The following is a 14,047-nucleotide window of genomic DNA, read 5'->3' on the forward strand; positions in this document are numbered from 1 at the left end:
CGGACACTGACCCCTCACACTTCCGCACCGCCGGAGTGGGTGTTGTCACGACTCGGAGGGGCAGAAGACTCCCCGCAGGCCGCACAGGACTCTGCACTCTCTGTAAAGACCCACTGGCAATTGGTGAATCGGTGAGGTGAAGCGCTGATGAGCACCACCCGGCAGCCTCCGCCGGGCGACCTCGGCCCCGAGCCGGACGGCGCCGGACCTTCGGCTGCCACGTCCGCTCCGCCCGCGACGTCCGCCCCGGCCGCGGCGTCCAGCACAGCCGCCGCGCCCGCCGCGGCCGGTACGCCTGGCACCGCCGGTACGTCCGGCGTGCCCGACGGGGTGACCCGCACGCTCGCGCTGAGCAGCGCCAGCGGCGTCGTTCCGCTCGCCCGTGACTTCACCCGGCAGGCGCTGTACGACTGGGGATGGCTCCCCGCCGCGACGGCCGACCGGCGCGCCGCCGCCGAAGACGTCCTGCTGGTCGTCTCCGAACTCGTCACCAACGCGTGCCTGCACGCCGAGGGCCCCGAGGAACTGCGCGTCTCGCACAACGCCAAGGTCCTGCGGCTCGAAGTCACGGACCGCGGTGCGGGACAGCCCTCGCCACGCACTCCCCACCGGGCGGGCCGCCCCGGCGGACACGGCATGTTCATCGTGCAGCGGCTCTGCCTCGACTGGGGCGTCGTACGGGCGCCCGGCGCGACGGGCAAGACGGTGTGGGCGGAGCTGGCAGCGCCCGCGTAGCAACACAACGGCTACGCGGGCGCCTCCGCGCGCTCGACGTCCGCCGGCCGCGCCGGGACTCAGCGGCGGTGGACCTCAGTGGATGTCGCCCATCAGCTCCCGCACCCGCCTGCGGTACATGAACACCGCCACCCCGGCCAGCGCCGCCAGCAGCCCCTCCAGGGCCACCACTCCCGTACGGCCCAGATCGACCCCGCCGATCGACAGCAGCCCGGTGACGGAGTCGCCCGCCGTGACCGCCAGGAACCACACGCCCATCATCTGGCTCGCGTACTTCGCCGGCGCCATCTTCGTCGTCACCGACAGGCCGACCGGCGAGAGGCACAGCTCCCCGACGGTCTGGATCAGATAGATCCCCACCAGCCACATCGGGCTGACCAGGTGTCCGTCGCCCGTCCCGCCGGCCGCCATCGCCAGCGGGATCAGGAAGAAGAAGAACGAGACGCCCACGAGGAACAGCCCGGCCGCGAACTTCGCCACGGTCGCCGGCTCCTTGCCCCTGCGGTTGAGCCACAGCCAGAACCACGCGGCGACCGGCGCCAGCGCCATGATGAACACCGGGTTCAGCGACTGGTACCAGGACGAGGGGAAGCCGATCCCCAGCACCTCGCCCGCCGCCTTGTTCGTACCGAAGGCCTGGACCGTCGAGCCGCCCTGGTCGTAGATCATCCAGAAGACGGCAGCCGCGACGAAGAACCAGATGTAGCCGGACATCTTCGTCTGCTCGGCCCGCGACAGGTCCTTGTCGCGCTTTATCCGTACCAGCACGCCGGCCGGAATCACCAGCCCCGCCACCGTCAGCGGGATCATCGCCCAGTTGAGGGTGAAGTGGCCGCTGAGCCCGACGAAGCCGTAGACGAGGACGGCGACCAGCAGCCAGCCGAGCCCCTTGCGCAGCCACGAGGCGCGCTCCTCCGCCGACAGCGGGGTCGGTACGCGGCTGCTCTCCGGGCTCAGACTCTTCGTACCGATCAGGAACTGGACCAGGCCGAGCGCCATGCCCACGGCTGCGAGCGCGAAGCCGAGGTGCCAGTTGTACGTCTCGCCGACCGTGCCGATGATCAGCGGGGCGAAGAAGGCGCCGATGTTGATGCCCATGTAGAAGATCGTGAACCCGCCGTCGCGGCGCGGGTCGTCGGTCCCCTTGTAGAGATGGCCGACCATCGTGGAGATGTTGGCCTTCAGCAGCCCGGAACCGAGCGCCACCAGCACGAGCCCGCCGAAGAACGTCCCCTGGCCCGGCACCGCGAGGGTGAGGTGGCCCACCATGATGGTGCAGGAGCCGATGGCGACGGTCTTGCGCGGACCCCACAGCCGGTCGGCGAGCCAGCCGCCCGGCATGGCCAGCAGATAGACCATCGACAGGTAGATCGAGTAGATGGCGGTCGTGGTGGCCAGGTCCATCCCGAGGCCGCCGCCCTGCAGCCCCTTCGTGGCGTCGGGACCGCCGGAGATCAGATAGATCGTCAGCAGAGCCCGCATGCCGTAGAAGCTGAAGCGTTCCCACATCTCGGTCATGAAGAGAGTGGCGAGGCCGCGGGGGTGGCCGAAGAAGGTCTTCTCAGGACCCGGGGTGCGGGGCGAGTCCTTCGTCAGGCTGGACGCCATGGATCGATCCTTGCGTGCGTGGGGGGTTGGAGCTGCCGTGGCACATGAAAAGGACCCTTGGCGTGTATCGGGCCAAAGGTCCCTCAGTAGCGCAACGAACGGCTTGCCACCCTACGACACGACAGAGCGCCATATGGAAGGACTTGAGAGATGAAACACAGGCGCTCATCGGATCTACTGCTCATATTCAAAGGTGGATCATTAGATCGCACCCGAACCCGCAGGCATTGACGATCATTGCCCGACGCCTGCCCCGTGCGGACTACCATCACCCCATGACCCGTGTACTGCTCGCCGAGGACGACGCTTCCATCTCGGAGCCGCTGGCTCGCGCCCTGCGGCGGGAGGGGTACGAGGTCGAGGTCCGTGAAGACGGTCCCACCGCCCTCGACGCCGGCCTCCAGGGCGGTGTCGACCTCGTCGTACTCGACCTGGGGCTGCCCGGCATGGACGGCCTCGAAGTGGCCCGCAGACTCCGCGCCGACGGACACACCGTGCCGATCCTGGTGCTGACGGCGCGCGCCGACGAGGTGGACACCGTCGTCGGCCTCGACGCCGGCGCCGACGACTACGTGACCAAGCCCTTCCGTCTCGCCGAACTGCTCGCCCGGGTACGGGCGTTGCTGCGGCGCGGCGCCACCGAGCCCGCGCCGGCGCCCGCCACCCACGGCGTACGGATCGACGTCGAGTCGCACCGCGCCTGGATGGGCGAGGAGGAGCTGCAGCTCACCGCCAAGGAGTTCGACCTGCTGCGGGTCCTGGTCCGCGACGCCGGCCGGGTCGTCACCCGTGACCAGCTGATGCGCGAGGTCTGGGACACCACGTGGTGGTCCTCGACCAAGACACTGGACATGCACATCTCCTGGCTGCGCAAGAAGCTCGGTGACGACGCGGCCAACCCGCGCTACATCGCCACGGTCCGGGGCGTCGGCTTCCGCTTCGAGAAGAGCTAGCGGCACCTTGCGACGTCGCCTGATCAGCTCCACGCTCGCCGTGGTGCTCGTCGTCATCGCCGTCTTCGGCGTATCCCTCGTCATCGTCGAGACCCGCACCATCAGCAGCAGCGCCCAGGAGAGCGTGGACTCCGAGGCGCTGCGGCTGGTGAGCATCGTCGACAGCCGGCTGCTCGGCGGCGAACACATCACGGCCGGTGTGCTGCGCCAGCAGATCGGCGCCGAGCGCTACGGCCGGATCGAGATGCCAGGACGGCCGCCCGTCGAGATCGGCGAGCACCCCACGGGCAGTGTGATCCGCGGCACGGCGCGCGGCGAGGAGGGCGAGACCGTCACCGTCGAGGAGCGCCGCTCCTCCGTCACGCGTGAGGTCGGCCGCACCCTGCTCATCATCGGCGCCGTGGCGCTGCTGGCCGTCATCGCCGCCGTCCTGCTCGCCGTACGGCAGGCCAACAAGCTGGCCTCGCCCCTCACCGACCTCGCCGAGACCGCCGAACGCCTCGGCTCGGGGGACCCGCGCCCCCGCCACAAGCGGTACGCCGTCCCCGAGCTGGACCGGGTCGCCGACGTGCTCGACTCCAGCGCCGAGCGCATCGCCCGGATGCTGACCGCCGAGCGCCGGCTGGCGGCCGACGCGTCCCACCAGCTCCGTACGCCGCTGACAGCCCTGTCCATGCGGCTGGAGGAGATCACCGTCACCGACGACCTCACCACCGTCAGGGAAGAGGCGACGATCGCGCTGACCCAGGTGGAGCGGCTGACCGACGTCGTGGAGCGGCTGCTGACCAACGCCCGCGACCCGCGCACCGGCTCCGCCGTCGCCTTCGACCTGGACGAGGTCGTCAAGCAGCAGATCGAGGAGTGGCGCCCCGCCTACCGCAGCGCGGGCCGCGCCATCGTCTGCTCGGGCCGACAGGGCATGCGGGCCGTCGGTACGCCGGGAGCCGTCGCACAGGTGCTGGCGGCGCTGATCGAGAACTCACTCATGCACGGCGGCGGTACGGTCGCGCTGCGCACCCGGGTCACCGGGAACCAGGCCGTCATCGAGGTGACCGACGAAGGGCCCGGCGTGCCGCCCGACCTCGGGGCGCGGATCTTCGAGCGCTCCATCAGCGGCCGCAACTCCACCGGGATCGGCCTCGCCGTGGCCCGCGACCTCGCGGAGGCGGACGGCGGCAGGCTCGAACTGCTCCAGCAGCACCCGCCGGTCTTCGCGCTCTTCCTCAGCCGCGAGGCCCGGATCGGCCTGCCGAAGGAACCGGAGCGGCCTGTGCGGTGATCTCCTCGGCCGCCGCCGGCACCGCGCGGAACACCCACGAGCGGTACGACCAGAAGCGGAAGAGCGTCGCGACACCGATGCCGATGAACTTGAACACATTGCTCTGCAGCGGCGAGTCCCAGCCGAAGCCGTACGTCGCGACGAACAGCACACCGTTCTCGATGACCAGCCCCACCGCGCTGAAGAGCAGGAACAGCGACAGCTCCTTCGTGCGCCCGCCCTTGTCGCGGTCCCGGTAGGTGAAGTACCGGAAGCCGACGTAGTTGAAGACGATGGCGATGACGGTGGCCACCACACTGGCCCGCACCACCTGGAGATCGGTCGTGTGCCGGACGAGGTTGAACGCCAGCAGATTGACCAGCAGGCCCGCAGCGCCCACCGCGCCGAACTTGACCACCTCACGCACGAGGCGGTCCAGCCGCACGCGGAGTGCGTTCCGTTCGCTCATATGCTCGTCAGCCCCGTCCGTCGAATTCCCACCATGCTAACCACCGCCTCATCGGCGGATACCCTGGAAGGGTGACGTTCCCGGTAATCGGCATGGTCGGCGGCGGCCAGCTCGCCCGCATGACCCACGAGGCGGGTATCCCCCTCGGCCTGAGATTCAAGCTGCTCAGCGACACGGCGCAGGATTCTGCGGCCCAGGTCGTGCACGATGTCGTCGTGGGGGACTACCACGACCTCGACACGCTGCGTGACTTCGCCCGCGGTTGCGATGTGATCACGTTCGACCACGAGCATGTGCCGATCGAACACCTCCGCGCGCTGGAGGCCGACGGCATTCCCGTACGGCCGGGCCCCGACGCGCTGATCCACGCCCAGGACAAGGGCGTGATGCGCGCCCGGCTCACCGAGCTGGGCGCGCCCTGCCCACGCCACCGCATCGTCGCCGACCCGGCCGACGCGGTGGCCTTCGCGGCGGAGGGCGTCGTCGGTGGCGGCGTCGCGGGCGACGGGTTCCCGATCATCCTCAAGACCGTGCGCGGCGGCTACGACGGCAAGGGCGTCTGGTTCGTACGCTCGGCCGAGGACGCGGAGGAGCCCTTCAAGGCGGGCGTGCCCGTCCTCGCCGAGGAGAAGGTCGACTTCGTACGGGAACTCGCGGCGAACATCGTCCGCTCCCCGCACGGCCAGGCCGTCGCCTACCCCGTCGTCGAGTCGCAGCAGGTCGACGGCGTGTGCGACACGGTCATCGCCCCCGCCCCCGGGCTGTCCGACGCGCTGGCGGGGGAGGCCCAGCAGCTCGCCCTGCGGATCGCCGCCGAGCTGGGTGTCGTCGGGCACCTCGCCGTCGAACTCTTCGAGACGCGGGACGGCCGCATCCTCGTCAACGAACTCGCGATGCGCCCGCACAACTCCGGCCACTGGACCCAGGACGGCGCGATCACCTCGCAGTTCGCCAACCACGTACGGGCCGTGCTCGACCTGCCGCTCGGCGACCCGCGCGCCCGCGCACCGTGGACGGTCATGTGCAACGTGCTCGGCGGGGACTACCCCGACATGTACGCGGCGTATCTGCACTGCATGGCACGGGACCCGCAGCTGAAGATCCACATGTACGGCAAGGACGTCAAACCGGGCCGTAAGGTCGGGCACGTCAACACGTACGGCGACGACCTGGACGACGTGCTGGAGCGCGCCCGCCACGCCGCCGGCTACCTCAGAGGAACAATCACCGAATGACCTCCCCCCTCATCGGCATCGTCATGGGCTCCGACTCGGACTGGCCCGTCATGGAGGCGGCGGCCGACGCCCTCGGCGAATTCTCCGTCCCGTACGAGGTCGACGTGGTCTCCGCGCACCGGATGCCGCGCGAGATGATCGCGTACGGCGAGCAGGCGGCGGGCCGCGGCCTCAAGGCGATCATCGCGGGCGCCGGCGGCGCGGCCCATCTGCCCGGCATGCTGGCCTCCGTCACACCGCTGCCGGTGATCGGCGTCCCCGTACCGCTGAAGTACCTCGACGGCATGGACTCGCTGCTGTCGATCGTCCAGATGCCGGCCGGTGTCCCCGTCGCCACGGTCTCGGTGGGCGGCGCGCGCAACGCGGGGCTGCTCGCGGCCCGGATCCTCGCCGCGCACGACCCCGAACTGCAGGCGCGGATGCGCGAGTTCCAGCAGGAGCTGAACGACCAGGCGACGCAGAAGGGCAAGCGTCTGCGCGCCAAGGTCGAGGGTCCCGGCTCCTTCGGATTCGGAAAGTGAGCGAAGTGAACTCCGTGAGCGGCATGGACAGCACGGCGGGCGAATATCTCGACAGGGCCCGCGCCCTCCTCGACGACTTCCCGGTCGTCGACGGCCACAACGACCTGCCGTGGGCGCTGCGCGAACACGTCTGGTACGACCTGGACCGCCTCGACATCGCCGACGACCAGACCGGCCGGCTGCACACCGACATCGCGCGGCTGCGCAAGGGCGGTGTCGGGGCCCAGTTCTGGTCGGTGTACGTCCAGTCCGACATGGCCGGTGACGACGCGGTCAGCGCGACGCTGGAACAGATCGACGTCGTCGGCCGGCTCATCGACCGCTACCCCCACGACCTGGCGCGCGCCCGGACCGCGGACGAGATGGAGACCGCGCGCCGCGAGGGCCGGATCGCGTCCCTCATGGGCGCGGAGGGTGGCCACTCGATCAACAACTCGATGGCCACGCTGCGCGCGCTGTACACGCTGGGCGTGCGGTACATGACGCTCACCCACAACGACAACCTGCGGTGGGCCGACTCGGCCACGGACGAGCCGGGCGTCGGCGGCCTCTCCGCGTTCGGCCGAGAGGTCGTACGGGAGATGAACCGGCTCGGCATGCTGGTCGACCTCTCGCACGTCGCGGCGACGACCATGCGCGACGCGCTCGAAGCGACCGAGGCGCCGGTGATCTTCTCGCACTCGTCGTCCCGGGCGATCTGCGACCACCCGCGCAACATCCCCGACGACGTGCTGGCGGCGCTGCCGGCGAACGGCGGCGTCGCGATGGCCACGTTCGTACCGAAGTTCATCCTTCCCGAGGCGGTGGCCTGGACGAAGGCGGCGGACGAGAACCTGCGCGCGCACGGCTTCCACCACCTGGACACCAAGGCCGATGCGATGAAGCTGCACGAGGCCTTCGAAGCCGCGAACCCGCGCCCGGCGGCGACGGCTTCGACGGTCGCCGACCACCTCGACCACATGCGCGAGGTCGCGGGCATCGACCATGTGGGCATCGGCGGCGACTTCGACGGGACGGCGTTCACGCCGACGGACCTGCACGACGTGGCGGACTACCCGAACCTGATCGCCGAGCTGCTGTCACGCAAGTGGTCGACGGAGGACGTCTCCAAACTGACCTGGCAGAACGCGGTACGGGTACTGCGGGCGGCCGAGTCGGTCGCGGCGTCGCTGAGCTCGCGGGAGCCGTCACGGGCGACGCTGGCGCTGGACGAGGGGTAGGTCGGTTCGTTCGGGGTTCTGTCCGGCGTTTCTGTTCGGCCGGTGGTCGGTGCGGGGTCGTGGTTGCGGTGGTTGCCGGGGGCCGTTCCGGGGTCGCGTCCTGCGCGGTGTCGCCGTCCGGCGCGGTTTCTGGTTGCGGGTTGTGGTTGCGGTGGTTGCCGGGTGCCGTTCCGGGGTCGTGTCCTGCGCTGCATGATTTACGGCGCGTACTCGCCTGACGCGGAGCCACCGCCGAGATGCGCCACAAATCACGCTCTACGCTCCGGACACCACCCCTGCACGGACCCCCTTCAGCCCGCGACTAACAGGCGCACAGGCAGAACGGGTGGCCCGCCGGGTCGCCGTAGACCCTGAACGTGCGCTCGCGGTCCGACGTGTCCAGCGGCTTCGCGCCCAGCGCCAGGACCTGCTTCTCGGCCGCGTCCAAGTCCTCGACGGCCAGGTCGAGATGGAACTGCTGCGACCCGTCGTCCGAGGGCCACGTCGGCGGCACGTAGCCGGGCGCGGCCTGGAAGGCGAGTGCGGTGCCGTCCAGTTCGACCCAGCCGTCCTCCTGCTTGATCTCGCCACCCAGGAGTTCGGCGTAGAAGCCGGCCAGCGCGACCGGGTCGGGGCAGTCCAGGACGATGGCGCCCAGTGTGGCGGTAGGCATCTGGTTCTCCTTCGTGTCGGCTTCTTCGTTACTGGTAGGTCTTCTTAACTGGTAACGGTTACTGCATGGTGCCACCGACTGGCTGGACACGGCCGAGGGCCGGGCCGAGTTCGGGCTGGCGCCCGACGGTGTCGCCGACGCTCGTGAGCTGCGTGAAGCGCTGCGCGCTGCTGTCCCGCGTCGCGCTGGCCGTTGCTACCGCGGCTGCCGACGGTACGTGGTCGCGTCTCAAGGCGTGCGAGGCCGAGACCTGCCGGTGGGCGTATTACGACCGCAGCCCGGCGGGTCGCGGACACGACCTAGGCGCGGGGCCGGCCCATCGCGCGGTATGTCCAGCCGGCGGTGCGCCAGAGCTGGGGGTCGAGGGCGTTGCGGCCGTCCAGGATCAGCTTGCGGGACGCGGCAGCGCCCAGCACCGCCGGGTCGAGGTCGCGGAACTCGCGCCACTCCGTGAGGTGCAGGACGACATCGGCGCCGCGTACCGCGTCCACGGCCGACTCCGCGTACCCGAGCGTCGGGAAGAGTCGCTTGGCGTTCTCCATGCCCTTCGGGTCGTAGACGGTGACCTGGCCGCCCTGGAGATGGATCTGGCCGGCGACATTGAGCGCGGGGGAGTCGCGTACGTCGTCCGAGTCCGGCTTGAACGTCGCGCCGAGTACGGCGACCCGCTTGCCGAGGAACGAGCCGTCGCCGCCGACCGCCTCGCGCGCCAGCTCCACCATGTGGCCGCGGCGGCGCATGTTGATCGAGTCGACCTCGCGCAGGAACGTCAGGGCCTGGTCGGCGCCCAGTTCGCCGGCGCGCGCCATGAACGCGCGGATGTCCTTCGGCAGACACCCGCCGCCGAAGCCGATCCCGGCGCGCAGGAACTTCTTGCCGATCCGCTCGTCGTGGCCCAGCGCCTCGGCGAGCTTCTGTACGTCGCCGCCCGCCGCCTCGCAGACCTCGGCCATCGCGTTGATGAAGGAGATCTTCGTGGCGAGGAAGGAGTTCGCCGCCGTCTTGACCAGCTCGGCGGTCGGGAAGTCGGTGACGACGAAGGGCGAGCCCTCGCCGACGGGGGTCGCGTACACCTCGCGCAGGATGCGCTCGGCGCGCTCGCTGTGGACGCCGATGACGATCCGGTCGGGGTGCAGGGTGTCCTGGACGGCGAAGCCCTCCCGGAGGAATTCCGGGTTCCAGGCCAGCTCCACCTCGTCGCGCGCGGGCGCCAGTTCGGCGATGCGCCCGGCCAGCCGTTCGGCGCTGCCGACGGGTACGGTCGACTTGCCGACGACCAGCGCGGGCTTGGCCAGGTGTTTGGCGAGGCTCTCCACGGCGGAATCGACGTAGCTCATGTCGCACGCGTACTCGCCGTGCTTCTGCGGGGTGTTCACGCAGATGAAGTGCACATCGCCGAACTCGGCCAGCTCCGCCCAGTCCATCGTGAACCGCAGCCGTCCCGACGAGCCCTCGATGCCGGCGACGTGTTTGTGCAGCAGCTCCTCAAGACCCGGCTCGTACATCGGCACCCGCCCGGCCGAGAGCATGTCGATCTTCTCGGGCACCACGTCGAGCCCGAGCACGTCGAAGCCCAGCTCCGCCATGGCCGCGGCGTGCGTGGCGCCGAGGTAGCCGGTGCCGATCACGGTGATCTTGAGGGCCATGGGTGCTCCAAGGGGCTGCGGACGGGGTGCGGTGCCCGAGCATAGCCGCGGGCCACCGGGCGTTCGCAGGCGCACTTCGGCGGGCGTGGTGGGCCTCCGTGTCAGCTGTCGGCAAACTCACGTATGCCCGCTGCGGCGGTGGCCTCTAAAATTGGGTTACTTAACGGTAGTTAGCATCTTGGGGAGTGAAAGACCGTGGCCGGACCGGCTGATTTCGACCTGTACCGCCCCGCCGAGGAGCACGAGATGCTCCGTGAATCCGTGCGGGGACTCGCCGAGGCGAAGATCGCGCCGTTCGCCGCAGCGGTCGACGAGGAGGCGCGCTTCCCGCAGGAGGCCCTGGACGCGCTGGTCGCGTCCGAGCTGCACGCCGTGCATGTCCCCGAGGAGTACGGCGGCACCGGCGCCGACGCGCTGGCCACGGTCATCGTGATCGAGGAGGTCGCCCGGGTCTGCGCCTCGTCGTCCCTGATCCCGGCCGTGAACAAGCTCGGCTCGCTGCCGGTGATCCTGTCGGGCAGCGAGGAGCTGAAGGCGAAGTACCTGGCCCCGCTCGCCAAGGGCGACGCGATGTTCTCGTACTGCCTCTCCGAGCCGGACGCGGGCTCCGACGCGGGCGGCATGAAGACCAGGGCCGTGCGGGACGGCGACGACTACGTACTCAACGGCGTGAAGCGCTGGATCACCAACGCGGGCGTGTCCGAGTACTACACGGTCATGGCGGTCACCGACCCCGACAAGCGCACCAAGGGCATCTCGGCGTTCGTCGTCGAGAAGGGCGACGAGGGCGTCTCGTTCGGCGCCCCGGAGCGGAAGCTGGGCATCAAGGGCTCCCCGACCCGCGAGGTGTACCTCGACAACGTCCGCATCCCCGCGTCCCGGCTGATCGGCGCCGAGGGCACCGGCTTCGCCACGGCGATGAAGACCCTGGACCACACGCGCATCACGATCGCCGCCCAGGCCCTCGGGATCGCCCAGGGCGCGCTGGACTACGCGAAGGGCTACGTCCAGGAGCGCAAGCAGTTCGGCAAGCCGATCGGCGACTTCCAGGGCGTGCAGTTCATGCTCGCCGACATGGCCATGAAGCTGGAGGCCGCGCGCCAGCTCACCTACGCGGCGGCGGCCCGCTCGGAGCGCGTCTCCCTCGGCTCGGCCAAGGAGGACCTGACGTTCTTCGGCGCCGCCGCGAAGTGCTACGCGTCCGACGCGGCGATGGAGATCACGACGGACGCGGTGCAGCTTCTCGGCGGCTACGGCTACACGCGGGACTACCCGGTGGAGCGCATGATGCGCGACGCGAAGATCACGCAGATCTACGAAGGTACGAATCAGGTCCAGCGCATCGTCATGGCGCGGAACCTGCCGTAGCCCTAGTTGCCGGTGACGGTGACCTTCTCGTCCTTGTTGAGCTGGTCGACGAGCTGGGTCACCTTCGCCTTGTCCCAGACCAGGTTGCCGCCCGTGCTGCCCGAGATCGGCATGTTCATCGAGACGCCGTCGCCGCTGGTGACGCCCTTCATCGCGAAGAACATCTGGCCGAGCGACCAGAGCGACATGTCCTTGTCGACGATGACGGTGTCGAGCCCCGCGCTCATCGTCGGGTAGAGCTTGAACGGGTTCAGGATCGTGCCCGGCGTCGCCGTCTGCGAGGCCAGTGAGGCGAGGAACTTCTGCTGGTTCTTCGTGCGCTCCAGGTCGCTCGCCGCGAAGGCGTGCCTGGTGCGGACGAAGGCCAGGGCCTGCTGGCCGTCGAGGGTCTGCTTGCCGGCCTTGAAGTCGGCGCCGGAGTACTTGTCCTTGAACCCCTTCGGCAGGTTCATCTCGACCCCGCCGATCGCGTCCACGACATTGGCGAAGCCGGCGAAGCCGATCTCGACGTAGTGGTCGATCCGCAGGCCGGTGTTGGCCTCGACGGTACGGACGAGCAGCGTGGGCCCGTCGGTCGCGTAGGCGGCGTTGAGCTTCGTCTGCTTGCCGGTGTTCGGGAAGAGCTTGCCCGACTCCGAGCCGCGGAACGAGGGGACCGTCACGTTGGAGTCGCGGGGCAGCGAGATCAGCGTCGGCCCGTTCGACCCGTCGTGCAGGATCATCATCGAGTCGGTGCGCTTGCCCTCGGCGGAGCCGGTGTGGAGCTGCTTCTTCTCCTCGGCCGACATGCCCTCACGGCTGTCCGAACCGACGATCAGGTAGTTCGTGCCATCGCCGCCGTCGGGCCGGTCGATGACCTTCGAGAGGTCGACCTCACGCCGGAGCTTGGAGTCGGCCCAGAAGTACGTACCGATGGAGACGGCCAGCACCACGACGACCAGCGCCAGCGCGCCGATCTTGATCCGCTTGCGCCAGTTCGGGGCCTGCCGGGGGCCGGGAGCGCCGCCGGGCGGCTGCTGGCCGCCGTGGCCGCCGCCGGGAGGGCCGCCGTAGACCTGGCCCGTGTTGTAGTCGCTGTTGTAGCCGGGACCCGAGCCGTAGTCGTCGTAGCCCTGGGACTGCGGGGGCACGCCGTACCCCTGCGGCTGCTGCTGGGGGACACCGCGCCGCTGCCGCTGCACGTGCGGCATCACCTGGGCACCCTCGGGCTGCGAACCCGCGCTGCCGCGCCCGTAGCGCTCGCCGCGCTCGTTACGGTCACCGGTCCATCCATCGCTCATGTGCTCCAGTGTGCCGGGCCCGGCGGGGCGCCATACTGCCGCGTAGGAAATAGGGGCGGGGCTGTTGCCAAGCTGATGCAATGCGCCGCTCCTGTGACCCCCGCATATGGTGGGGCACATGACAGATCAGGCCGACCGCCCGGACCGCCCGGAGACCGATATTCCGGGCAAGCCCACCTCCGCGTCCCGTACGACGCTGAGCCACATCATGACGGGCAGCGACACCAATCTGCTGGGTACGGTGCACGGCGGCGTGATCATGAAGCTGGTCGACGACGCCGCGGGCGCCGTGGCGGGACGGCACTCGGGCGGGCCCGCGGTGACGGCGTCCATGGACGAGATGGTCTTCCTCGAACCGGTGCGCGTCGGCGATCTCGTGCATGTGAAGGCACAGGTGAACTGGACGGGCCGGTCCTCGATGGAGGTCGGCGTACGGGTGCTGGCCGAGCGCTGGAACGAGTCGACCCCGGCCACCCAGGTCGGCAGCGCGTATCTGGTCTTCGCCGCCGTCGACGCCGAGGGCAAGCCGCGCCCGGTGCCGCCGGTGCTGCCGCAGACCGAACGTGACAAGCGGCGTTACCAGGAAGCGCAGATCCGGCGTACGCACCGGCTCGCCCGGCGCCGTGCGATCAAGGAGCTGCGGGAGAGCCGCGCGCCCGAGGCCGGCCCGGAGCACACCGCGTAGCGGACCGTTCTACGGGCAGACCACCTGGTCGCCCGTCATTGTGCCGAACGTGCCCTCGGGGGCCTCCTCCACCCGTACCGGCCGCACCGCCTTGAAGTCGCTCCCCGCCATCACCTTGAGCGTCGCGCCCTGCCGCTTCACCGCGCGCAGCACACTGCCGGGCAGCGCGGCGGCCAGCGACCTCGCCGACCGGTCCCAGCGCGGGTCGTACATGACGATCGTGCGCTTCACCTTCAGCTGCGCGGCCGTCAGCGGGGCCCGGGTGGTGCGGAACCCGGTGGCGTGCAGCGCGTCGTCGACCTGCTTGCCGAGCCCGTCGGTCGGCGTCCCGTTGTAGACCTGCACCCGGATCTGCTGCGGCTTCACATCGACCAGCGTCCCCTTGGGCGCCTTCGCGGGAGCGGCGGGCGCCGCGGG

14 protein-coding genes and 1 pseudogene are annotated in these 14,047 nt (G+C 70.0%); 9 read left to right on the plus strand and 6 right to left on the minus strand.

All coding sequences use genetic code 11. From position 1 onward, the window contains the following. Positions 1 to 147: 147 nt before the first annotated feature. Entirely contained in the window at positions 148 to 735 is a 588-nt protein-coding gene (locus HY68_RS15010; RefSeq protein ID WP_041989002.1) for an ATP-binding protein, read from the plus strand. A gap of 75 nt (positions 736 to 810) precedes the next feature. On the opposite strand, the gene HY68_RS15015 is transcribed toward HY68_RS15010, so the two are convergent. Next, positions 811 to 2,343, minus strand: coding sequence for an oligopeptide:H+ symporter (locus tag HY68_RS15015; protein ID WP_041989004.1), 1,533 nt, complete (start codon positions 2,341 to 2,343; stop codon positions 811 to 813). Between the two features lie 275 nt (positions 2,344 to 2,618). On the opposite strand from HY68_RS15015, the gene HY68_RS15020 reads away from it, so the two are divergent. Together HY68_RS15020 and HY68_RS15025 are read left to right on the plus strand one after the other, a co-directional pair. After that, on the plus strand, positions 2,619 to 3,296 hold the full coding sequence (locus tag HY68_RS15020; protein ID WP_041989006.1) for a response regulator transcription factor: 678 nt from the start codon (positions 2,619 to 2,621) through the stop codon (positions 3,294 to 3,296). A 7-nt stretch (positions 3,297 to 3,303) separates the two neighbouring features. Then, on the plus strand, positions 3,304 to 4,575 hold the full coding sequence (locus HY68_RS15025; protein WP_041989008.1) for an ATP-binding protein: 1,272 nt from the start codon (positions 3,304 to 3,306) through the stop codon (positions 4,573 to 4,575). Here the strand turns inward: HY68_RS15025 and HY68_RS15030 are convergent. Next, a complete protein-coding gene (locus HY68_RS15030; RefSeq protein ID WP_041989010.1) occupies positions 4,520 to 5,023 on the minus strand; it encodes a GtrA family protein in 504 nt (167 codons plus the stop codon). The genes HY68_RS15025 and HY68_RS15030 overlap by 56 nt on opposite strands. A 92-nt stretch (positions 5,024 to 5,115) precedes the next feature. On the opposite strand from HY68_RS15030, the gene HY68_RS15035 reads away from it, so the two are divergent. The 3 genes from HY68_RS15035 to HY68_RS15045 are packed head-to-tail and all read left to right on the plus strand — an operon-like array spanning position 5,116 to position 7,999. Then, positions 5,116 to 6,258: a 5-(carboxyamino)imidazole ribonucleotide synthase gene (locus HY68_RS15035; RefSeq protein WP_041989012.1), complete on the plus strand. Its 1,143-nt coding sequence runs from the start codon at positions 5,116 to 5,118 to the stop codon at positions 6,256 to 6,258. Further along, positions 6,255 to 6,779: a 5-(carboxyamino)imidazole ribonucleotide mutase gene (gene purE, locus HY68_RS15040; RefSeq protein WP_041989014.1), complete on the plus strand. Its 525-nt coding sequence runs from the start codon at positions 6,255 to 6,257 to the stop codon at positions 6,777 to 6,779. Before HY68_RS15035 ends, purE begins: the two co-directional genes overlap by 4 nt. 23 nt (positions 6,780 to 6,802) lie before the next feature. After that, positions 6,803 to 7,999, plus strand: a complete 1,197-nt coding sequence (locus HY68_RS15045; RefSeq protein ID WP_041996120.1) for a dipeptidase — start codon at positions 6,803 to 6,805, stop codon at positions 7,997 to 7,999. 301 nt (positions 8,000 to 8,300) lie between these two features. On the opposite strand, the gene HY68_RS15050 is transcribed toward HY68_RS15045, so the two are convergent. After that, entirely contained in the window at positions 8,301 to 8,651 is a 351-nt protein-coding gene (locus HY68_RS15050; RefSeq protein WP_041989016.1) for a VOC family protein, read from the minus strand. A gap of 61 nt (positions 8,652 to 8,712) precedes the next feature. Here HY68_RS15050 and HY68_RS40740 point away from each other — a divergent pair. Beyond that, positions 8,713 to 8,944: pseudogene (locus tag HY68_RS40740) on the plus strand (CGNR zinc finger domain-containing protein); the annotation flags it as partial. Between the two features lie 6 nt (positions 8,945 to 8,950). On the opposite strand, the gene HY68_RS15055 reads toward HY68_RS40740, so the two are convergent. Continuing rightward, a complete protein-coding gene (locus tag HY68_RS15055) occupies positions 8,951 to 10,297 on the minus strand; it encodes a UDP-glucose/GDP-mannose dehydrogenase family protein (protein ID WP_041989018.1) in 1,347 nt (448 codons plus the stop codon). Between the two features lie 195 nt (positions 10,298 to 10,492). Here HY68_RS15055 and HY68_RS15060 point away from each other — a divergent pair, with 195 nt between their 5' ends. Continuing rightward, positions 10,493 to 11,665: an acyl-CoA dehydrogenase gene (locus HY68_RS15060; RefSeq protein ID WP_041989019.1), complete on the plus strand. Its 1,173-nt coding sequence runs from the start codon at positions 10,493 to 10,495 to the stop codon at positions 11,663 to 11,665. Between the two features lie 2 nt (positions 11,666 to 11,667). On the opposite strand, the gene HY68_RS15065 is transcribed toward HY68_RS15060, so the two are convergent. After that, entirely contained in the window at positions 11,668 to 12,945 is a 1,278-nt protein-coding gene (locus HY68_RS15065) for an LCP family protein (protein ID WP_041989020.1), read from the minus strand. A gap of 118 nt (positions 12,946 to 13,063) precedes the next feature. Between HY68_RS15065 and HY68_RS15070 the strand changes: the two genes are divergently transcribed. Further along, positions 13,064 to 13,630, plus strand: coding sequence for an acyl-CoA thioesterase (locus tag HY68_RS15070; protein ID WP_041989021.1), 567 nt, complete (start codon positions 13,064 to 13,066; stop codon positions 13,628 to 13,630). Positions 13,631 to 13,639: 9 nt separating this feature from the next. Here the strand turns inward: HY68_RS15070 and HY68_RS45140 are convergent. Next, a partial coding sequence (locus HY68_RS45140) for a LytR C-terminal domain-containing protein (protein ID WP_041989022.1) occupies positions 13,640 to 14,047 on the minus strand: 408 nt, incomplete at its 5' end.

This window comes from Streptomyces sp. AcH 505 (assembly GCF_000818175.1).
Lineage (GTDB): Bacteria > Actinomycetota > Actinomycetes > Streptomycetales > Streptomycetaceae > Streptomyces.